Source organism: Campylobacter sp. BCW_4323, assembly GCF_001763115.1.
GTDB classification, from domain to species: Bacteria; Campylobacterota; Campylobacteria; order Campylobacterales; family Campylobacteraceae; genus Campylobacter_D; species Campylobacter_D jejuni.
The window spans coordinates 102969-122500 of record NZ_MJYC01000080.1; the positions used below are offsets into that span (position 1 = coordinate 102969).

The 19532-nt window shown below is 34.8% G+C and carries 14 protein-coding genes, 2 tRNA genes and 3 rRNA genes (1 of these 19 only partly in view); 3 read left to right on the forward strand and 16 right to left on the reverse strand.

Going from position 1 to position 19532, the window contains the following annotated elements; all coding sequences use genetic code 11:
- Positions 1–55: 55 nt before the first annotated feature.
- From AJN60_RS08250 to acpP, 4 genes are all read right to left on the reverse strand, one after another.
- Positions 56–2110: a TonB-dependent receptor domain-containing protein gene (locus AJN60_RS08250; RefSeq protein ID WP_070286245.1), complete on the reverse strand. Its 2055-nt coding sequence runs from the start codon at positions 2108–2110 to the stop codon at positions 56–58.
- Between the two features lie 151 nt (positions 2111–2261).
- Entirely contained in the window at positions 2262–3200 is a 939-nt protein-coding gene (locus AJN60_RS08255) for an acetyl-CoA carboxylase carboxyltransferase subunit alpha (protein ID WP_002854780.1), read from the reverse strand.
- 1 nt (position 3201) lies between these two features.
- Positions 3202–4416, reverse strand: coding sequence for a beta-ketoacyl-ACP synthase II (locus tag AJN60_RS08260; RefSeq protein WP_070243548.1), 1215 nt, complete (start codon positions 4414–4416; stop codon positions 3202–3204).
- A 25-nt stretch (positions 4417–4441) separates the two neighbouring features.
- Entirely contained in the window at positions 4442–4675 is a 234-nt protein-coding gene (gene acpP / locus AJN60_RS08265; RefSeq protein ID WP_002871173.1) for an acyl carrier protein, read from the reverse strand.
- A 109-nt stretch (positions 4676–4784) separates the two neighbouring features.
- On the opposite strand from acpP, the gene tenA reads away from it, so the two are divergent.
- Entirely contained in the window at positions 4785–5420 is a 636-nt protein-coding gene (tenA, locus tag AJN60_RS08270) for a thiaminase II (RefSeq protein WP_079861569.1), read from the forward strand.
- 56 nt (positions 5421–5476) lie between these two features.
- Here the strand turns inward: tenA and sdhE are convergent, their stop codons facing one another.
- The 7 genes from sdhE to gpmI all read right to left on the reverse strand — a co-directional run bounded on the left by sdhE (position 5477) and on the right by gpmI (position 12182).
- Complete coding sequence (gene sdhE, locus AJN60_RS08275) at positions 5477–6334, reverse strand: 8-methylmenaquinol:fumarate reductase membrane anchor subunit (protein ID WP_002871171.1); 858 nt, start codon at positions 6332–6334, stop codon at positions 5477–5479.
- Positions 6335–6337: 3 nt separating this feature from the next.
- Complete coding sequence (gene sdhB, locus AJN60_RS08280) at positions 6338–7303, reverse strand: 8-methylmenaquinol:fumarate reductase iron-sulfur subunit (RefSeq protein ID WP_002854950.1); 966 nt, start codon at positions 7301–7303, stop codon at positions 6338–6340.
- Positions 7300–9135 (reverse strand): 8-methylmenaquinol:fumarate reductase flavoprotein subunit, encoded by a 1836-nt coding sequence (gene sdhA, locus AJN60_RS08285; protein WP_070286239.1) that lies wholly within the window; start codon positions 9133–9135, stop codon positions 7300–7302. The genes sdhB and sdhA overlap by 4 nt, the downstream gene beginning before the upstream one ends.
- A 336-nt stretch (positions 9136–9471) precedes the next feature.
- On the reverse strand, positions 9472–9882 hold the full coding sequence (locus tag AJN60_RS08290) for a pyridoxamine 5'-phosphate oxidase family protein (RefSeq protein ID WP_079861568.1): 411 nt from the start codon (positions 9880–9882) through the stop codon (positions 9472–9474).
- Positions 9883–9888: 6 nt separating this feature from the next.
- Positions 9889–10632, reverse strand: coding sequence for a 3-oxoacyl-ACP reductase FabG (gene fabG, locus AJN60_RS08295; protein ID WP_002870134.1), 744 nt, complete (start codon positions 10630–10632; stop codon positions 9889–9891).
- Entirely contained in the window at positions 10622–10720 is a 99-nt protein-coding gene (locus tag AJN60_RS10105; RefSeq protein ID WP_079861413.1) for a 3-ketoacyl-ACP reductase, read from the reverse strand. The genes fabG and AJN60_RS10105 overlap by 11 nt, the downstream gene beginning before the upstream one ends.
- Positions 10704–12182, reverse strand: a complete 1479-nt coding sequence (gene gpmI, locus AJN60_RS08300; protein ID WP_070286241.1) for a 2,3-bisphosphoglycerate-independent phosphoglycerate mutase — start codon at positions 12180–12182, stop codon at positions 10704–10706. The genes AJN60_RS10105 and gpmI overlap by 17 nt, the downstream gene beginning before the upstream one ends.
- A gap of 79 nt (positions 12183–12261) precedes the next feature.
- Here gpmI and mraY point away from each other — a divergent pair, with 79 nt between their 5' ends.
- Together mraY and murD are read left to right on the forward strand one after the other, a co-directional pair.
- On the forward strand, positions 12262–13323 hold the full coding sequence (gene mraY, locus AJN60_RS08305) for a phospho-N-acetylmuramoyl-pentapeptide-transferase (RefSeq protein WP_070286242.1): 1062 nt from the start codon (positions 12262–12264) through the stop codon (positions 13321–13323).
- The gene (murD, locus tag AJN60_RS08310; protein WP_070286243.1) at positions 13323–14531 is read left to right on the forward strand and encodes a UDP-N-acetylmuramoyl-L-alanine--D-glutamate ligase; all 1209 of its coding nucleotides are present in this window, start codon (positions 13323–13325) and stop codon (positions 14529–14531) included. Before mraY ends, murD begins: the two co-directional genes overlap by 1 nt.
- A gap of 181 nt (positions 14532–14712) precedes the next feature.
- On the opposite strand, the gene rrf is transcribed toward murD, so the two are convergent.
- From rrf to AJN60_RS08335, 5 genes are all read right to left on the reverse strand, one after another.
- A 5S ribosomal RNA gene (gene rrf, locus AJN60_RS08315) occupies positions 14713–14829 on the reverse strand.
- A 256-nt stretch (positions 14830–15085) separates the two neighbouring features.
- Positions 15086–18144: ribosomal RNA gene (locus AJN60_RS08320) — 23S ribosomal RNA — on the reverse strand.
- Positions 18145–18870: 726 nt separating this feature from the next.
- Positions 18871–18947, reverse strand: a tRNA-Ile gene (locus tag AJN60_RS08325).
- An 8-nt stretch (positions 18948–18955) separates the two neighbouring features.
- A tRNA-Ala gene (locus tag AJN60_RS08330) sits at positions 18956–19031 on the reverse strand.
- Positions 19032–19133: 102 nt separating this feature from the next.
- A 16S ribosomal RNA gene (locus AJN60_RS08335) occupies positions 19134–19532 on the reverse strand (it continues 1113 nt past the right edge of the window).
- Together the 16S, 23S and 5S rRNA genes with 2 tRNA genes alongside form the textbook arrangement of a ribosomal RNA operon.

Consider the following 19532-nt stretch of genomic DNA (forward strand, 5'->3'; position numbering starts at 1 on the left):
TTGTACTTTATTTTTGCTTTTTTGAAAATATAAAGATGATTAAAGCCTTAAAAAATTAAAAATCATATTTATAACTCAACCAAAAACTCCTTCCTTCTGTATAGTCTTGATAACGATTTGCATATCCAGCAGGATTAGCCCCATCCCATTTAGTAACTTGAGGATCGAAGAAATTTTTATCAAAAAGATTTTGCACTGCAAAACTTAAGCTAGATTGCTTATTAATTTTATAATTTATCCCTAAATCTACTATATAAAAAGGCTTATATTTTTGCCATGGCAGACTACCATTACCGCCACCTTTTGCTTTAGCTATAGTATCAAGTCTTGCCCGTGTTTTTATATAGGAACTAAATTTACCTCGCTCATAGTTTAATTTTAACATTGCTATATGCCTTGGTAAATTTTCTATTCTATCACCACCAAACCAATTTTTTTGACCATCTTTGTAGCGATTATCCATAAAAGTATAACTTGAATTTAGGCTAAAGCCATTGTAAGTTTTGGTATTAAATGCAAATTCTACACCTTTAGTCTGTGTTTTTCCAAGATTAATAGGACGAGTGCAAACAGTGGTATTGTTACAATTAATACCATTTTGCATACCTGTTAAATCTTCACTACTGATTTGATTTGTAAAATCAGTAATAAATCCTGTGATAGAATAATGTGCAAAATCAAATACCCTAAAATCAACACCCAATTCATAATTTATACTTTCTTCTGGTTTTAAGTCAGGGTTTCCAAAATAAGCATTATTATTGGCATAATTATAATATCCATTTGTCAACTGCTTGACAGCAGGAGTTTTATAGCCTTTTGAAACACCTCCTTTAAAGGCTATATTATCATTTAAGTGATAAACCAAATAAATCCTAGGGGTAAATTCAGAATCAAACAAATTGCTATAAATATAACGCAAACCTGTAGTAAAAATCAAATCATCGGTTATAAAATACTCATTTTCCCCATAAAGTGCAACCGTGGTTTGATCAAGTTTTTTACCTCTTATTTGACTACCTGCGCTTGCTTGATCATTTTTTAACATCTCATAATCAATCCTTGCACCAAAGGTATTTACTAAATTACCGTATTGACCTAAATTCCAAGGTAAAACAACCTTACCTTCTCCTACCCAAATTTGACTATGTAACTCCTTATCCTTAGTGCTACCATATTGTAAATATGAGCTAGTTAAACCAAAATCATAATTACCATCATGATTTAAAACAATATTATCTTTAAACAGTTGCCTTTCGCTTTTAATAGCCCTACTACTTGTAGAATTCACCGAAATTTCATTAATATATCGCTCTATATCAAAATATATATTATTTTTATCATTTACTGTCCAATTAAGCCTAGAACCAAAACCCAAGCTAGTAAAAGCACCTGGACTATGACTAGCAATTTGGTAATTATCAGGTCTTTGTTGATCACCATTCCAAACCGGTGTAGGCCATTTTAAATCAGAAGCTACCTTATCATAATACTTCAACCTTGCAGAAATTGATAATGTATCTTCAATCAAAGGAGTTGCTACATAAGCATTAAATCCCCCAGCATTGCCATAGTGATTAGAGTGCTGTTGCAAAAGAGTGTTAAATTCTATATTTGCCTCAGTTTTATCAGGATTTTTCTTAGTGATAATATTTATCACACCGCCTACAGCATCACTGCCATAAAGCGTAGAAGCTGGACCACGTATAACCTCAATACGCTCTATCATAGACAAAGGTGGCAGATATCCTGACTCACTGCCACCAAAACCATTATCATAAAACCCATTTGCAACACTTTGACGTTTTCCATCAATTAAAACTAGAGTATAAGAACTACCAAAACCTCGTATGCTAAAATCATAAGTGCCTGTTTTATTCATAGTCACATCTACACCTGGAATATCTCCTATAGCCTCTCCTATATCCTTAATTGGCTTTTTTTCAAGCTCTTCTTTTGTAATGATAGAAATACTAGCAGGCGCATCAACCAAATCTTGTTCAAAACCACTAGCACTAACCACAACATCATCAAGTTGATATTTTTCCTCTGCTTTCAATAAAACTCCAGATAAAATTAAAAAACACAGTAAACTTTTTTTAAATTTCATATTTTTGATTTGAGTCAAATTAATTCCTTTAAAAATAATTATTTTGATATTTAAAATCATTTTTGAAGTATAAAAAAAGAATACTTTTAATTAACTTAATTTTGATAACAATTATAAATAATAAAATTATTTAAAAAAGCGAAGTAAAAGCCTAAGCCTCTTGATAGGCTCCAAGCTTTAAAATTTTCTGCATACGATTTGCAGAAAGTTCTCGTACGTCAATATTTTCAAGTTCATTTAGAGATTTTTTTACATAATCAGCAATAGCTACTGCTGCAGCTTCTTTATTACGATGTGCACCATTTGTAGGCTCATCTATAACATCATCAATTAAACCTTGAGATTTTAAATCATCAGCCGTTACCTTCATAGCCTTGGTTGCAGCTTCACTTTTTGCAGGATCATTCCAAAGTATTGCAGCACAACCTTCAGGAGAAATTACTGAAAAAACAGAATTTTTCATCATTGCAAGTCTATCTGCAACCCCTATAGCTAACGCCCCGCCACTACCGCCTTCTCCAATAACTATAGCAATGGTCGGTATTTTCAAATCACTTAATTCATATAAATTTCTAGCGATAGCTTCACTTTGCCCTCTTTCTTCAGCACCTATTCCAGGATAAGCACCTGGAGTATCTATCAAAAATAAAATAGGAATTTGAAATTTCTCTGCAAGTCTTGCTACTCTTAAGGCTTTACGATATCCTTCAGGATGTGGCATCCCAAAATTTCTAGCGATTTTATCTTTTGTTCCACGTCCTTTTTGCTCACCAATTACAATTATTTTTTTCTCTCCTAAATAACCCATAAAACAAACAATAGCAGGATCATCTCTAAAGGCACGATCACCATGTATTTCGTGAGCGTCATTTAAAATAAGTTCAATATAGTCAAGAGCATAAGGGCGATCTGGATGACGTGCTAATTGCAAACGTTGAAAATCACTTAAATTCTTATAAGTTTTAGAAATTTCTTTTTCAAGATTTTTCTTTAAAATCGATACAGCTTCAGTGTCTCCTTTAATCTGAGCATTGATAATGTCCTCGTCAATTTGCTGAATATTTTTTTCAAAATCTAAATAAGAAGCCATATTAATCTACTTTTTTAAATACAACACAGCCATTTGTGCCACCAAAACCAAAAGAATTGCTCATCACCACTTTTAAATCTACTTTTCTTGATATATTTGGAACATAATCAAGATCACATTCATTATCTTTTACAAGCTGATTGATTGTAGGCGGAACTACCCCGTCTCTTAAAGCCATAACACTAACAACTGCTTCAATTGCACCTGCAGCACCCAAGCAATGGCCTGTTTGTCCTTTGGTGGAACTTATAAGCGGGATATTATTGCCAAAAAGCTCTTTAATTGCTGCGGTTTCATTTTTGTCATTTACAGGAGTTGAAGTTCCATGTGCATTGATATAATCTACCTTTGGATTCCCTGCCATATTTAAAGCTTTTTTCATAGCTCTTAAAGGTCCATCTAAAGTTGGTGAAGTAATATGATGCGCATCTGCACTTTCTCCAAATCCAATTAATTCAGCATAAATTGTAGCACCGCGTTTTTTAGCCTCTTCATATTCCTCAAAAACCAAAGCTCCAGCACCTTCTCCCATGACAAAACCATCTCTTTCTTTGTCAAATGGTCTTGAAGCATGCTGTGGATCTTCATTTCTAGTTGATAAAGCTTTCATTGAAGCAAAACCACCTATACCCACAGGACAAATCGCAGCTTCTGCGCCTATGACTAACATCTTTTTAGCATTTCCCAAAGCTATACTTTTATAAGCTTCTCCTATAGCATGAGTTCCTGCTGCACAAGCTGTAACACAAGAAATATTTGGCCCTTTAAGTCCATGCTCTATAGAAATCAAACCTCCTAACATATTTACAAGTGCTGAAGGTATGAAAAAAGGGGAAATTTTACGCGGACCTCGCTCGGAACAAATAACGGAATTTTTTTCTATGTTAGGCAAACCTCCAATACCAGCAGCCGAAACAATGCCAAATTCTTCTTTGTCTAATTCTTCGCTAAATCCAGCATCCTGCATTGCTTCTCTTGCTGCTTTAATTCCAAGTTGTATGAAACGGTCAATTTTTTTTACTTCTTTGCCATCAACAACCTCTAATGGATCAAAATTTTTAACTTCAGCTGCAATTTGAACAGGAAAGTCTGTGGCATCAAAAAGAGTAATTTTATTTACTCCGCTTTCTCCATTGCAAATTGCTTTAAATGAACTTTCTTTATCTAAACCAAGGGCATTGATCATACCAATACCTGTAACTACAACTCTTTTCAAGAATAAGCTCCTTGCAAGAAAAAAATTATTTTTTTAGATTGTCAATATAATTTACAACATCTTCAATTTTAATTAATTTTTCAGCATCACTATCTGGAATTTCTACTTCAAATTTTTCTTCTAAAGCCATAATAAGCTCTACAACATCTAAAGAATCAGCACCTAAATCTTCAATAATTTTTGATTCCATTTTAACTGCATCTGCATCAATACTTAATTGCTCTATTACTACTGCTTTTACATCATCAAATGTTGCCATTTGTTCTCCTTCAAAAAATTAAAATAAAGCGTATTTTACTATAAAAAGCTTAAAATATTTATAGTTTTTCATTATACTTGAAAATAAAATATTAAAACATAAAGGAAAAATGATGCTTTTCTCTAATTTAATCAAAGAAAATCAAAAAATTTGGGATGCTTATCTACATCATGATTTTGTTAAAAAATTAGAAGATAAAAGCTTAAAGCAAGAAAATTTTCTTTTTTATCTCAAGCAAGATTATATTTATTTGCTTAATTACGCAAAATGTTATGCAAGATTAGCACTTAACTCAAATACTGCAAAAGAACTTCGTTTTGCTATGAAATTCCAAAATTATATAGTTGAAGGAGAAATGGAACTTCATCGTGCAATTTTATCTCTTGGCATTAATGCAGATGAACTCGATACAAAAAATGAAAGTTTAGTCAATATAGCCTATTCGCGTTATATGTTAAGCGTAGGTGAAAATGGAGATTTTTTAGATATGTTAGTTGCTCTTAGTGCTTGCGTTATAGGCTATGCAAAAATAGGTGCTGAAATTATAAATCGTTTAAAAAATGAAAATTTAAAAGATCATCCTTACAAAGAATGGATTTTGACCTATGGAAGTGAAAATTTTCAAAATGAAGCTAAAGAATTTGAAGATTTTGTTAATTCTTATACTTCAAGTGTTAGTGTACAAAAATTCCAAAAACTCAGCGAAATTTTTCATACTGTAACACGCTTGGAAGTGGCTTTTTAGGAGCATTCTTTAAGAATGGAATTAAATCTTTAAACATGGGCTTTTTGCCCATGTTTTTATGCAATTTTACTTGCATTAATAATATTATAATCTAAACCAACCATTTCTTTAGAAAGTCCTAATGCAAGTCCTACTAATTGTGATAAATGAATAATAGGCAATCTTGCTTTAGAATTAGTATAATCTTGAAATCTTTCTTGATAGATATCAAGCTGCATTTGACAAAGTGGACAAGGTGTTACAACACAATCGGCTTGATTTTCACTTGCATTATTGACAATTTGACTAGACATTTTTTTCACAGATTTTTCTGCAGGATAAGAAGCATGAAAACCACAACAATCAAGGCGTTTTTCAAAAGGAACTATTTTAGCCCCTAAAACTTCTACTACACTTTCAAAACTTTTTGGATTGGTTGAACTTTCTTTTTTACCGAAAGCATCTTCAGGTCTTAAACTATGGCAACCATAAAATAAAGCTACTTTTAAATTTGAAAGCGGCTTTTTCACCTTGCTTTTTAAATTATCCAAATCCTCATAAAGCTCCCACAAAAGACTTGTAATAGGCGTTGAACCTTGATATTTCATTCCACCTTGTGCTAAAAAAGTATTTATGCGTTCTTTTGCACCCTTATCAAGAGTATTTTTTGCTTTAGTTAAAGTTAGCATACAAGTACTACAAGTTGTAAGCATTGGCATTTTCATCTCTTCTGCTAAAGCAATATTTCTTGCATTAGCTACCAAAGTCGCAATAGGATCAACACACTGCGCTTGAGAAGCTCCACAACAACTCCATCCCTTAATTTCATTCAACTTCCAACCCAAAATAGGTGCAATAGCTTCAAGTGAAATTTTAGATTCTTTTGCAGCTTGAGATAAAACACAACCTGGAAAAAAAGCGTATTCTTTTTGCATATTTTACTCCTTAACAGCAGCTTCTTGTGCCGCCTTTATCATTTTAACCAAATCTTTATGCCCTTCTATTTCATCCTCGCCAAAAACATGCATAGGATTCATTTTTCCTGCGCGCATAAGTTTAAAAGCTATATCTGTTTTGCCCATAGAACCTATAACACCCTCAGAACGCAAAGCAAGATAAATTTCATTCAAACGTCCTGAACCTTCAACTAAATCTTTATAAAAAGCTTCAGCATGATCAGGCCCTAAGCCTTCATTTAAACCTTTTTTAATCGCCATCACTCTTAAATTTGCTATATCACTTACTGAACTTATACCCTTTGGACAACGATCAGCGCACTCTTGACAATGAACACAAAGCCAAAGTCCATTCATTACACTAGGTTTTACATGCAACATAGGATCCTTACCTCGAGAGTCTGCCGCTGCACGCCAAGCATGAGTAAAAACAAAAGGTTGCATATAATCGCTACTATCTGCTTCTAATTTATTACACTCTGAAGCACAGCTACCACATAAAATACAATCCCATTGCTTGCTAATACGATCAAATTCTTCTTGACTTTGTTTACAGCCCTTTTCCGCTGAAAATTCATTTTTTGCCACCATGGCAGGACGAATTTTTCTTAAATTTTCTATAGAAGGCTCCCAATCCACAATTAAATCAGAAATTACTCTAAAATTTCCAAGCGGAGAAATGCGTATACTTGAAGGATTATCATATTCTTTTAACAAATCTTGCATTTTAGTATCACAAGCAAGATAAGAATGCCCATTCACACGAACTGCACAAGCCCCACAAATCGCAGATTGACAAGATGCGGTAAAATTTAGAGTAATATCTTTTGTTTTTTTAATAAAAAGCAAAAGAGAGAGTAGAGTTTTTCCCTGTATATCCTTATCATCAATATCATAACTTTGTTCATATTTTTCCTTGCCATTAAAACGATCTATGATGATTTTCATTGTACTCTCCTTCCATCAAGTGAAAACTCAGTTACCACGACATCTTTATAACTAAGCTTTAATTCATCATTTTCTAAATTTACAATGCTATGTTTTAAGAAATTTTTATCATCTCGCTTTGGATAATCTTCTCTAGTATGAGCCCCACGACTTTCAAGTCTATTTCTAGCTGCTAAACAAGCACAGCGAGAAAGTAAAATCAAATTACCAAGCTCTACATAATCTGTAAAAGCAGTATTCATCACTTCATTAGGATTTGGAATACGAATTTTTTCATATCTTGCTTGTATATCTTCTAAATTTTTTGCTAGAAGATCGAGTTTTTCTTGAGTTCTAAAAATCCCCATATTATCCCAATTTTGACTTCCTAGCTCTTCTCGCAATTCATACATTTCTTGACCATTTCCGCCATTATTTGTAATTTCTTTAAATCTAGCCTGCCATTTTTGAGCAAGTTCATGAGTTTTTACCCCTTTTCCAAAACTTGCATCTTTGGCATAATTTGTCGCACCAATACCTGCTAAATGCCCCGTTACAACTGCATCGGCTAAAGAATTTCCCCCTAGTCTATTAGCTCCATGTATAGAAATACAAGAAGCTTCTCCACCTACATAAATTCCAGCAATTTTAGTACTCATATCTTCAAATTTAGCCACTTCAATTCCACCCATAGAATAATGCGCCGTTGGACGGATAGGTACAGGAGTATCTACTAAATCAATATTTTCAAAAAGCATTGCAGTGTGACGAATTTTTGGTAAATCTTTTAAAATTTTTTCTTTTCCTAAGTGGCGTACATCGCACAAAACATAAGCTCCAAGTCCCTCACCATAACCTCTACCTTCACGAATTTCTGTTTCTATAGCACGCGCAACCACATCTCGCGGTGCAAGCTCCATTTTTTCATGGTAATTTTTCATAAAACGCTCACCACGATTATTTAAAAGATATCCCCCTTCACCGCGCGCCGCTTCTGTAATAAGAGTTCCACCATTTGCAACTCCTGTTGGGTGAAATTGTATCATCTCAGGATCTTCAAAACCAAGTCCTGCTCTAAGAGCAGCTGCCACACCATCTCCTGTGGCAATAAAAGGAGTTGAAGTTCTATTATAAAATATCCTTGTATATCCCCCTGTAGCAATTACCAAAGCTTTACATAACACAGGATAAATTCCACCGCTTTGTATATCTCTTAAAACGACACCTTCACATTTTCCATCCACAACACCTATATCCAAAAGCTCATGATCCATTAAAAATTTCACACCGCTACTAATAGCATCATCTAAACAAGAATGCATTAAAATATGACCTGTTTTATCTGCAGAATAGTTACAGCGTTTCTTAGAAGCTCCTCCCATTAAACGCTGAGCTACTCCACCTTGTTCATTTCTTGAAAACAAGGTTCCTATAAAATCCATATTAAAAATAGCCTTTCCAGCTAATTCACAAAATTTTAAAGCCGCATCTTGATCTACCAAATAAGCTCCGCCTTTGATAGTATCATAAGCATGTAATTTATAGGAATCTCCATTAGAAAAATCAGTAACTCCATTAATTCCACCCTCTGCCATACAAGTTGCGTTACGCGATGGCATCATCTTTGTAGCTACTACAACGCTTAATTTTGGATTTTCTTTTCTCACTGCGGCTGCAGCACGCAAACCTGCTCCACCTGATCCAATTACCAAAACATCACAAGAAGGTAAATTTGCATCTTTATCTATCTTAGATGAATCATCTAAAGCATAAACTCCACTTGAACTTGCAGCTAAAGCTCCTACACTAATACAGGCTGTTTTTATAAAATCTCTTCTAGAAAATTCACCCATATCATTCTCCTTATTTAAAAAATTAATAATAATTTTTAATGTAAGTCAATCTTACATAACCGCATGCCAAAAATCCAAAAACAAACTCTCCTTTCAATATAAAATGGATTAAAAATAAATTTATAATTTAATAAATATAAAAAAGCATAAGATAAGTAATCAAAGAAGATAGATGAATATAATAAAATAAATATTAAAAAATTTTTGCAATATATCATAATCTATTCCTTGCAAATTAAACGGAATGATTATACTTTAAAAAAATAACAAAAAGTTAACATTAATTAAGATAATATTTATCTTAATTAATATATAGTTAATAAAATTATCAAATCATTAAGCTTTAAAAAGCTTAAATTCTCCATTCATAAATTGCATTCTAGCGCTTAGATTATCGAGATAAAAAACTTCAAATTTTGAATTTTGTGGAGTTTCATAAAGATTTACAAGATAAGGATATTTTTCAAACATCATTTTTTTAACTTCTAAATTTGATTCAAAAACTGCATTAGCTCTAAGTCTTAAAAAAGTATCATCTTTTGCACAAGAACAAAATTCAATACCATTATAATTTTTTATATGCTTAAAAAGTCCTTTTGTGTTTGCTGTGCAAAAATAAATTTTATCTCCCACAAGCAATGGACTTTGTATAGGACGCACTCTAGGATTTCCACAAGTTCCTAAAGTGGCTAAAAATGCCGGTGCATTATCATCTAAAAATTGTGCTATTTCTTTTAAATCCATCATTTTTCCTTACATATATAAACCACCATTGATCTTAAGTACATCGCCTGTCACATAAGAGGCATAATCACTAAGTAAAAATGCTACACAATTAGCCACTTCTTCAGGTTCTGCAAAGCGTTTTAAAGGGATATTATCTTGATAGGTTTGTTTGATTTCATCGCTTAAAACTTCAGTCATATCGCTTTTTATGAAACCTGGAGTTACACAGTTAAAGCGTAAATTTCTACTTGCTCCTTCTTTAGCAAAAGATTTAGTCATAGCTATCATTCCACCTTTACTAGCAGAATAATTTACTTGTCCAGCATTGCCCATTTCTCCGACAATAGAAGCGATATTTACAACAGCACCAAAGCGTTTTTTACTCATGGTTTTTAAAGCTTCTCTACAACCTAAAAAAGCTGAGCTTAAATTCGTATCCACAACGCCACTAAAATCTTCTAATTTCATTCTTAAAGCAAGTTTATCATTTGTAACGCCTGCGTTATTTACAAGATAACTTAACTCTCCATCGCTCTCCACTATGGTTTTTACACCATTTTCAAACTCATCTTCTTTGCTTGCATCAAATTTAATCACAGCAGCAACGCCACCACTTGCAATAATTTCATCTTTTAAAGCATCTGCAAGTTCAGGTTTTGAACGATAATTGATCCAAACTTTAAGCCCAAAACCTGCCAAAGTTTTTGCGATAGAAGCACCTATTCCCTTACTTGCTCCAGTAATTAAAACATTTTTTCCACTAAATTTCATTATCTATCCTTAATAAGTTTAATTTTAAAAATTGCAATCTTAACAAATTTCTTATAAAAAAGACAAACAAACTAAAACAAAGCCTCATTCATTTCTTTTGGAATTTCTAAGTCTAAAATTTTAAGCACGCTTGCAGCTATATTACTCAGCCCCATATTATCTTTAATCTTTGAAACTTCCTTTGCTTGCACAAAAACAAAAACATCAAAAGTGGTATGATTGGTAAGCAAATTTCCTTTTTCATCTTGCATAGCTTCGCAATTTCCATGATCGCTTGTAATGATAAAAGCATAATCATGCTTTTTTGCACATTCTACAATCTCGCCCAAACAAGTATCCACCGCTTCAACAGCCTTTATAGCAGCATTAAAATCGCCTGTATGTCCAACCATATCTCCATTTGCAAAATTTACCACTATAAAGTCTTCGCCCTTTTCTATACCTTTTTTCACTGCATCACACACTTCAAAAGAGCTCATTTGGGGTTTTGTATCATAAGTTTTTACCTTAGGACTTGGGATTAAAACCCTTGTTTCATTTTCCAAAAGCTCTTCTTTCCCGCCATTAAAAAAGAAAGTTACATGAGCATATTTTTCGGTTTCTGCAGTATGAAGCTGACTAAGCCCTGCTTTAGAAATCACTTGGGCTAAGGTATTTTCAATTTTTTCTTTTTCAAAAAGTACAGGGAGTTTAAATTTATCATCATAAACACTCATAGTAAGTAAATTTTCGAAGACTTTTTCTCGTTCAAACTCTTTAAAATCTTTAGAATTTAACACTTCAACGAGTTGTTTCATTCTATCATTTCTAAAATTGATAAAGATAATGCCATCTTCTTCTCTCATACCCTTGTAATTCTCATTTTGCACCGCTTTAATAAACTCATCAGTAATATTTTCATCATAAGATTTTTGTAGATATTCTAATAAATTTGGCACCTTATAAGCCTTACCTAACAAACACTCATAATATTCTTTTACCCTATCCCAACGTTTATCTCTATCCATAGCATAAAAACGCCCACAAAGTGTAGTAAAATGCACGCCTAAATTTTCACAAAATCCTTTTAAGTCTTTTATGAAATTTAAGCCACTTTTTGGGCTTACATCACGCCCATCAGTGATTGCGTGAGCAAAAACTTCATTGCCATTTTTCGCACAAATTTCAAGCATGGCTTTAAAATGCGTATCCATAGAATGCACCCCGCCATCGCTATAAAGCCCTATAATATGTACTCTTTTACATTTTGCTAAAAGTTTTTGTAAATTCTCATTTTTTTCAAGCTCTTTGTTTTCAATGGCTTTATTAATACGCACTAAATTTTGATAAATAACACGCCCACTTCCTATACACATATGCCCTACTTCGCTATTTCCCATTTGCCCTTCTGGTAAACCTACAGCCAAACCACTCGTTTTTAGTAAAGAATTTGGGACCTCCTTAAAAAGCTTTTCATAACTTGGTTTTTTAGCTGCTTCAAAAGCATTAAACTTACTATTCTTATTATACCCTATTCCATCTGTGATAATTAAAACGCATTTTTGCTTCATTTTTCTCTCTTTTATAAGAATTTTTTTGGTTAGATTTTACTAAAATTAAACTTTTAAAAACCAAAAAGAAGGCTAGATTTTGTATTACCTTTCAGATTTAAGTCATTATGCTTTTTTTACTTATATTAGTGTGCGTGCAGGATTTGCATTTTTTATCGCTTTATATTTGTCTTTATTTTTAATGCCTAAATTTATTACTTGGGCAAAGACTAAAAATGCTAGTCAACCTATTTACGAATACGCCCCAGAAACTCATAAAACCAAATGTCATACTCCAACCATGGGTGGGCTTATTTTCATCAGTTCTGCAGTAATTGCAAGTTTATTTTGTATCAAATTTGATAATATTTTTGCTATAAGCGCTTTACTTTGTTTGATACTTTTTTGTTTGATAGGACTCATAGATGATTTAGGCAAAGTTCTAAAAAAAGATAATCATTCAGGACTTAGTCCAAGAATGAAGCTTTTAGCACAAATCATCGCTGGACTTATTTGCATCTTACCTTTATATTTTAGTTCAGAGCTCAGCACGGAACTTTTTATACCTTTTTACAAACACCCTCTTTTTGATATGGAAATTTTTGCCATTGCTTTTTGGATTTTGGTTTTAATTTCTAGCTCTAATGCTGTAAATTTAACCGATGGACTTGATGGCTTAGCTACAGTTCCAAGTATTTTTTCTTTATCTACTTTAGGGATATTCTTATATTTGAGCGGGAATTTAAATTATAGTGAATATTTACTTTTGCCAAAAATTCAAGGACTTGGTGAAGTGGTGATTATTTGTGCTGCATTAATCGGTGCTTTAATGGGATTTTTATGGTACAACTGTTATCCTGCGCAGGTTTTTATGGGGGATAGCGGAAGTTTAGCTTTAGGTGGATTCATAGGATTTTTAGCTATCATTAGCAAAAATGAAATTTTACTTTTACTCATAGGTTTTGTTTTTGTTCTTGAAACTGTTTCTGTAATTTTACAAGTTGGAAGTTTTAAAATTTTTAATAAAAGAGTCTTTAAAATGGCACCTATTCATCATCATTTTGAAAAAGTTGGCTGGGTAGAAAATAAAATTATAGTGCGTTTTTGGATGATAGCTCTACTTTCAAATTTACTTGCACTTGCATCAATAAAGCTAAGATAATGAAAATTTCACTTTTTGGATACGGAAAAACCACACGTGCTATTGCTGAAAATTTGGTAGATAAATTTGGACCTTTTGATATCTATGATGATCATTTTACAGAAACAAAAAAAGATACACTAGGAAATTTACTTTTAAATCCTAATGATTTTGATGATAATTTAAGCGATATTGAAATTCCTAGTCCAGGTTTTCCACCAAAGCACAAACTCATTCAAAAAGCAAAAAATTTACAAAGCGAATATGACTTTTTTTATGATATCATGCCAAAATCCGTTTGGATAAGCGGAACCAATGGCAAAACCACCACCACGCAAATGACTACACATTTATTATCACACATTGGCGCTGTTATGGGTGGAAATGTTGGAACTCCTTTAGCAGAGCTTGATCCTTATGTAAAACTTTGGATACTTGAAACTTCATCTTTCACCCTACACTATACTCATAAAGCTAAACCTGAAATTTATGCACTTTTACCTATAAGTCCTGATCATCTTTCTTGGCATGGAAGTTTTGACAACTATGTTCAAAATAAGCTAAGTGTTTTAAAAAGAATGAATGAATGTGATGTAGCAATACTGCCTAAAATTTATGCAAATACTCCAACAAAGGCTCATGTAATAAGCTACGAAGATGAAAAAGATCTAGCTATTAAGTTTAGCATTAATACGGAAAAAATTTCCTTTAAAAGTCCTTTTTTACTCGATGCTATCATGGCTTTAGCTATAGAAAAAATTCTACTTGATACTTTAAGCTATGAGCTTTTAAATAGCTTTGTAATGGAAAAAAATAAACTCGAAGAGCTTAAAGACAGTCAAAATAGGCTTTGGATAAACGACACTAAAGCTACAAATGAAAGTGCGGTAATGGCTGCACTTAGTCGCTATAAAGATAAAAAAATCCATCTTATCATAGGGGGAGATGATAAGGGTGTAGATCTTAGCAATTTATTTGATTTTATGAAAGGATTTGATATAGAACTCTATGTTATAGGTGTTAGTAGTGAAAAAATGCTTGATTATGCAAAAAAAGCGAATTTGAAAGCCTATAAATGTGAAGTTTTATCTAAAGCTGTAAATGAAATTTCAAATCACTTAAAAATCAATGAAGTAGCTCTTTTAAGTCCCGCTTGTGCAAGTTTAGATCAGTTTAACTCTTACGCAGAGCGTGGAAAAGTTTTTAAAGAATGTGTGAATAAAATTTAATTTATTATACAATCCATATAAATATACTAAACCTTCCAAACCCCTAAAAACACCCTATTCTCTCTAAAAACCCTAACCAGCAACAAACTCTTTTTTAAACACAATTCTAAGCATCATCTAAAACAACAATAAAAATAAACATAGGATTTATATATAAAGTAAGTAATGAAGATATTTAACAAGTCCGCAATGAGCTACTTTCCCCCTGCCAGTAAGGCGTAGTATCATCACCCACGATGTGCTTAGCTTCTTGGTTCGGGATGGAGCAAGGCGTTTCCACATCTGTATAATCACGGACATTGTTATTTAAATATTCTTTGAAAGATTGAATTTAAAAAATAAAGCTTAATCTTTCATTTCTTTACTTTTTTCTTTATTCTCTTTCTTCTTTACTTATCTTTTATCTTTAATAAGTTTTTATATAGAATACTTAAAAAACAATGTTAAGAGCAAGTTCTAATATAAACTTTACTTGAAAGATTTCTATTAAACTCTAAATATTATCTATATTCAAAGTCTTCTTAAAAACCTTAACAAGGAAGTGATGCTTTATTAAAGATAAGCCAAACGCTCTATTAGTACTGGTCAGCTAAAGGACTTTCATCCATTACACACCCAGCCTATCAAACTAGTAGTCTTCTAGAGAGCTTAGAGAAGATTCATCTTAGAGTTGGCTTCACGCTTAGATGCTTTCAGCGTTTATCCTTTCCAAACTTAGCTACGCTGCGATGCTCTTGGCAGAACAACAGCTACACCAGTGGTTTGTTCAACCCGGTCCTCTCGTACTAGGGTCAAATCTCTTCAATCTTCTTACGCCCACGGCAGATAGGGACCGAACTGTCTCACGACGTTCTGAACCCAGCTCGCGTACCGCTTTAAATGGCGAACAGCCATACCCTTGGGACCTGCTCCAGCCCCAGGATGCGATGAGCCGACATCGAGGTGCCAAACCTCCCCGTCGATGTGAGCTCTTGGGGGAGATCAGCCTGTTATCCCCGGGGTACCTTTTATCCTTTGAGCGATGGCCCTTCCACACAGAACCACCGGATCACTAAGACCGACTTTCGTCTCTGCTTGACTTGTATGTCTTGCAGTTAAGCTGGCTTATACCTTTATACTCTACGAACGATTTCCAACCGTTCTGAGCCAACCTTTGTAAGCCTCCGTTATTATTTGGGAGGCGACCGCCCCAGTCAAACTACCCACCAGACATTGTCCCACTTGAGGATAACTCAAGCTGGTTAGCTACCCAAATAAGAAAGAGTGGTATCTCAACAACGGCTCATATACAACTGGCGTCATATACTCAAAGCCTCCCACCTATCCTGCACATTCTTATCCAAGTAGCAGTGTCAAGCTGTAGTAAAGGTCCACGGGGTCTTTCCGTCTTGCCGCGGGTAGGAGGAATTTTCACCTCCACTACAATTTCACTGGATCCCTCTTTGAGACAGCTCCCATCTCGTTACGCCATTCATGCAGGTCGGTATTTAACCGACAAGGAATTTCGCTACCTTAGGACCGTTATAGTTACGGCCGCCGTTTACTCGGGCTTCGATCAAGAGCTTCGCTAATGCTAACCCCATCAATTAACCTTCGAGCACCGGGCAGGCGTCACACCCTATACATCCTCTTACGAGTTAGCAGAGTGCTGTGTTTTTGGTAAACAGTCGGGAGGGACTCTTTGTTGTAAGTTTCTTCGCTTTCGGAGTAAATCCTAGTACGAAGCTAACCACACCTTATACCGAAGATACGGTGCTATTTTGCAGAGTTCCTTAAAGAGAGTTCTTCCACGCGCCTTAGAATACTCATCCCACCCACCTGTGTCGGTTTACGGTACGGGCAACATTAGCTAAACTTAGAAACTTTTCTTGGCTCGACGGCATCAGGGGTTCTTCTATCCATCCGAAGACTTCAAAAAGCCTTTCAGTTCTCGGAGTATTGTTATACGGATTTGCCTGTATAACCTCCTACGACCTTAGACTAGCACTTCCATCCGCTAGCCCCCTTAGCCCTAAGCGTCCTTCCATCGCACACTAATGTTGGTATTGGAATATTAACCAATTTGCCATCGTCTACCCCTTTCGGACTCGACTTAGGACCCGACTAACCCTACGATGACGAGCATCGCGTAGGAAACCTTGGGTTTACGGCGTTAATGATTCTCACATTAATTATCGCTACTCATGCCTGCATGCTCACTTCTATTCGCTCCAGCACTCCTTGCCGGTATACCTTCGACGCAAATAGAACGCTCTCCTACCACTTGCACACAACTTAAACTACTTAAACTTTAAACCAAGAATATTTTTACTGATTTTACTAAGTTTTATTTCTATCTTTACTCTATAAAAATCAGTAAAAATATAACTTAAAACATATAACTTAGTTTTTTATATTCTAAACTTAAATAATCTAAGTTGTGTGCAAGTCTACAGCTTCGGTACTTACTTTAGCCCCGTTATATTTTCCGCGCAAAATCACTAGACCAGTGAGCTATTACGCTTTCTTTAAAGGATGGCTGCTTCTAAGCCAACCTCCTGGTTGTTTAAGTAACTTCACATCGTTTTCCACTTAAGTAAGATTTAGGGACCTTAGCTGGTAGTCTGGGTTGTTTCCCTCTTGACGACGGATTTTATCACTCGCCGCCTGACTGCTGTGATTACATATAAGGTATTCGGAGTTTGATAGGGTTTGGTACATTGGTGTATGCCCTAGCCCATTCAGTGCTCTACCCCCTTATATTACGACACAACGCTATACCTAAATATATTTCGGAGAGAACCAGCTATCACGAAGTTTGATTGGCCTTTCACCCCTATCCACAAGTCATCCCGGGGCTTTTCAACGCCTATGGGTTCAGTCCTCCACTAGTTCTTACACTAGCTTCAACTTGCTCATGGATAGATCACTTCGTTTCGGGTCTGCAGCATCTGACTAAGCGCCCTATTCAGACTCGCTTTCGCTACGGCTTCGCGTTTGCTTAACCTTGCCAGACACCACAACTCGCAGGCTCATTATGCAAAAGGCAGTCCATCACACTGTATTGCTACATAGTGCTCTGAATGATTGTAAGCAAATGGTTTCAGGTTCTATTTCACTCTGATCACCTCAGTTCTTTTCACCTTTCCCTCACGGTACTTGTGCACTATCGATCTGGTATTAGTATTTAGGGTTGGATCGTGGTCGACCCGGATTCAGACAGGATTCCTCGTGTCCCGCCCTACTCAGGATACTGCTAGCTAAGCTTTGTTTTTCGCATACGGGACTATCACCCTCTATGGCTATACTTTCCAGAATGTTCTGCTAAACTCAGCTCTTGCACATTGCAGTCCTACAACCCCCAGTGCAAGCACTGGGTTTGCCCTCTTGCGCTTTCGCTCGCCGCTACTGACGCAATCTCTATTGATTTCTTTTCCTGAGGGTACTAAGATGTTTCAATTCCCCTCGTTCGCTCCTATATAGGTAATGTATATCTCTATACATTGGGTTGCCCCATTCGGAAATCTACGGATCAAAGCTTCTTGACAGCTCCCCGTAGCTTATCGCAGTCTAGTACGTCCTTCATCGCCTTTACCAGTCAAGGCATCCACCATTCGCTCTTAGTAGCTTACCTTTTGATGTTCTTTTAGCAAATGAGCAAGGCTCATCTTAAAGAACCAAAGCTAAAGGCCTACCCCGCCAACCTAAAAGATATTAGACTTAAAACGAAATAAACTAAACATTCATTAAAAAATTAATGTAGATAAAGCTTCAATTCTTAATCACTAAAAAAACAATTTGCATAAAAGTTAGATATAATCTAACTTCTACCTTTTATTATTGATTCTAAAACGCATCACTTCCTTGTTAAAGTTTTTATGATAAGACTTCTTTATCTTAAGACGGAAAGCATTCAAACACTTAATATAAAACTAAATGATTTAGTCTCAACTAAGCTGTGAGTTTGAAACTTGTCTTTAATTTATAAATCTTAAATCTAATATTCTCTTTATTATAGAAATAAAGATAATTAAAAGATATAAGTTAAACCAAAGAAAAGATAAATAGGTTTTATCCTTTAACAAGTCCTGTAAAATTGTTTTTATTAAAACTTGCTTGTGACTCTTAACAATGATAATTAAAAAGAACATTTAGGTTTAAAACCTAAAGGAAGTATATATATTAATATAATCATTATAAATATAAATACATAATGTATATGCTACTTATATCTATTTAAAGTATATTCTTTTATAGTTAAAGATAAAAGTAAATCTGAATATAGAGTTTATATTTTATATTTAATCTACTTTATATACTTGCTTTAGATTTTAAAGCTTTTTTATTCAAATCTTTTTTATGGTGGGCCTAACAAGACTTGAACTTGTGACCTCACCCTTATCAGGGGTGCACTCTAACCAGCTGAGCTATAGGCCCTTAATAAATGGTGGAGAATAGCGGGATCGAACCGCTGACCTCCTGCGTGCAAAGCAGGCGCTCTCCCAGCTGAGCTAATTCCCCATAAACAATTAGCTTTATCATCAATCTTTGAAATCTAAACAAGAATCAATTGAGTTTATATATTGAAGTAATAGTGGTGAGACTTATTACTTTGTACTCTAGAAAGGAGGTGATCCAACCGCAGGTTCTCCTACGGTTACCTTGTTACGACTTCACCCCAGTCGCTGATTCCACTGTGGACGGTAACTAGTTTAGTATTCCGGCTTCGAGTGAAATCAACTCCCATGGTGTGACGGGCGGTGAGTACAAGACCCGGGAACGTATTCACCGTAGCATGGCTGATCTACGATTACTAGCGATTCCGGCTTCATGCTCTCGAGTTGCAGAGAACAATCCGAACTGGGACATATTTTATAGATTTGCTCCACCTCGCGGTATTGCGTCTCATTGTATATGCCATTGTAGCACGTGTGTCGCCCTGGGCATAAGGGCCATGATGACTTGACGTCGTCCACACCTTCCTCCTCCTTACGAAGGCAGTCTATTTAGAGTGCTCGGCCG

Bases quoted from the DNA above. Each gene is read 5' to 3' on its own strand.
- acpP (WP_002871173.1), bottom strand. From the start codon at position 4,675: ATGGCAACATTTGATGATGTAAAAGCAGTAGTAATAGAGCAATTAAGT.
- tenA (WP_079861569.1), top strand. From the start codon at position 4,785: ATGATGCTTTTCTCTAATTTAATCAAAGAAAATCAAAAAATTTGGGAT.
- AJN60_RS08290 (WP_079861568.1), bottom strand. From the start codon at position 9,882: ATGATGGATTTAAAAGAAATAGCACAATTTTTAGATGATAATGCACCG.
- gpmI (WP_070286241.1), bottom strand. From the start codon at position 12,182: ATGAAGCAAAAATGCGTTTTAATTATCACAGATGGAATAGGGTATAAT.
- sdhB (WP_002854950.1), bottom strand. From the start codon at position 7,303: ATGAAAATCATCATAGATCGTTTTAATGGCAAGGAAAAATATGAACAA.
- AJN60_RS10105 (WP_079861413.1), bottom strand. From the start codon at position 10,720: ATGAGGCTTTGTTTTAGTTTGTTTGTCTTTTTTATAAGAAATTTGTTA.
- fabG (WP_002870134.1), bottom strand. From the start codon at position 10,632: ATGAAATTTAGTGGAAAAAATGTTTTAATTACTGGAGCAAGTAAGGGA.
- sdhE (WP_002871171.1), bottom strand. From the start codon at position 6,334: ATGCAAAAAGAATACGCTTTTTTTCCAGGTTGTGTTTTATCTCAAGCT.
- AJN60_RS08250 (WP_070286245.1), bottom strand. From the start codon at position 2,110: ATGAAATTTAAAAAAAGTTTACTGTGTTTTTTAATTTTATCTGGAGTT.
- sdhA (WP_070286239.1), bottom strand. From the start codon at position 9,135: ATGGGTGAATTTTCTAGAAGAGATTTTATAAAAACAGCCTGTATTAGT.
- murD (WP_070286243.1), top strand. From the start codon at position 13,323: ATGAAAATTTCACTTTTTGGATACGGAAAAACCACACGTGCTATTGCT.
- AJN60_RS08255 (WP_002854780.1), bottom strand. From the start codon at position 3,200: ATGGCTTCTTATTTAGATTTTGAAAAAAATATTCAGCAAATTGACGAG.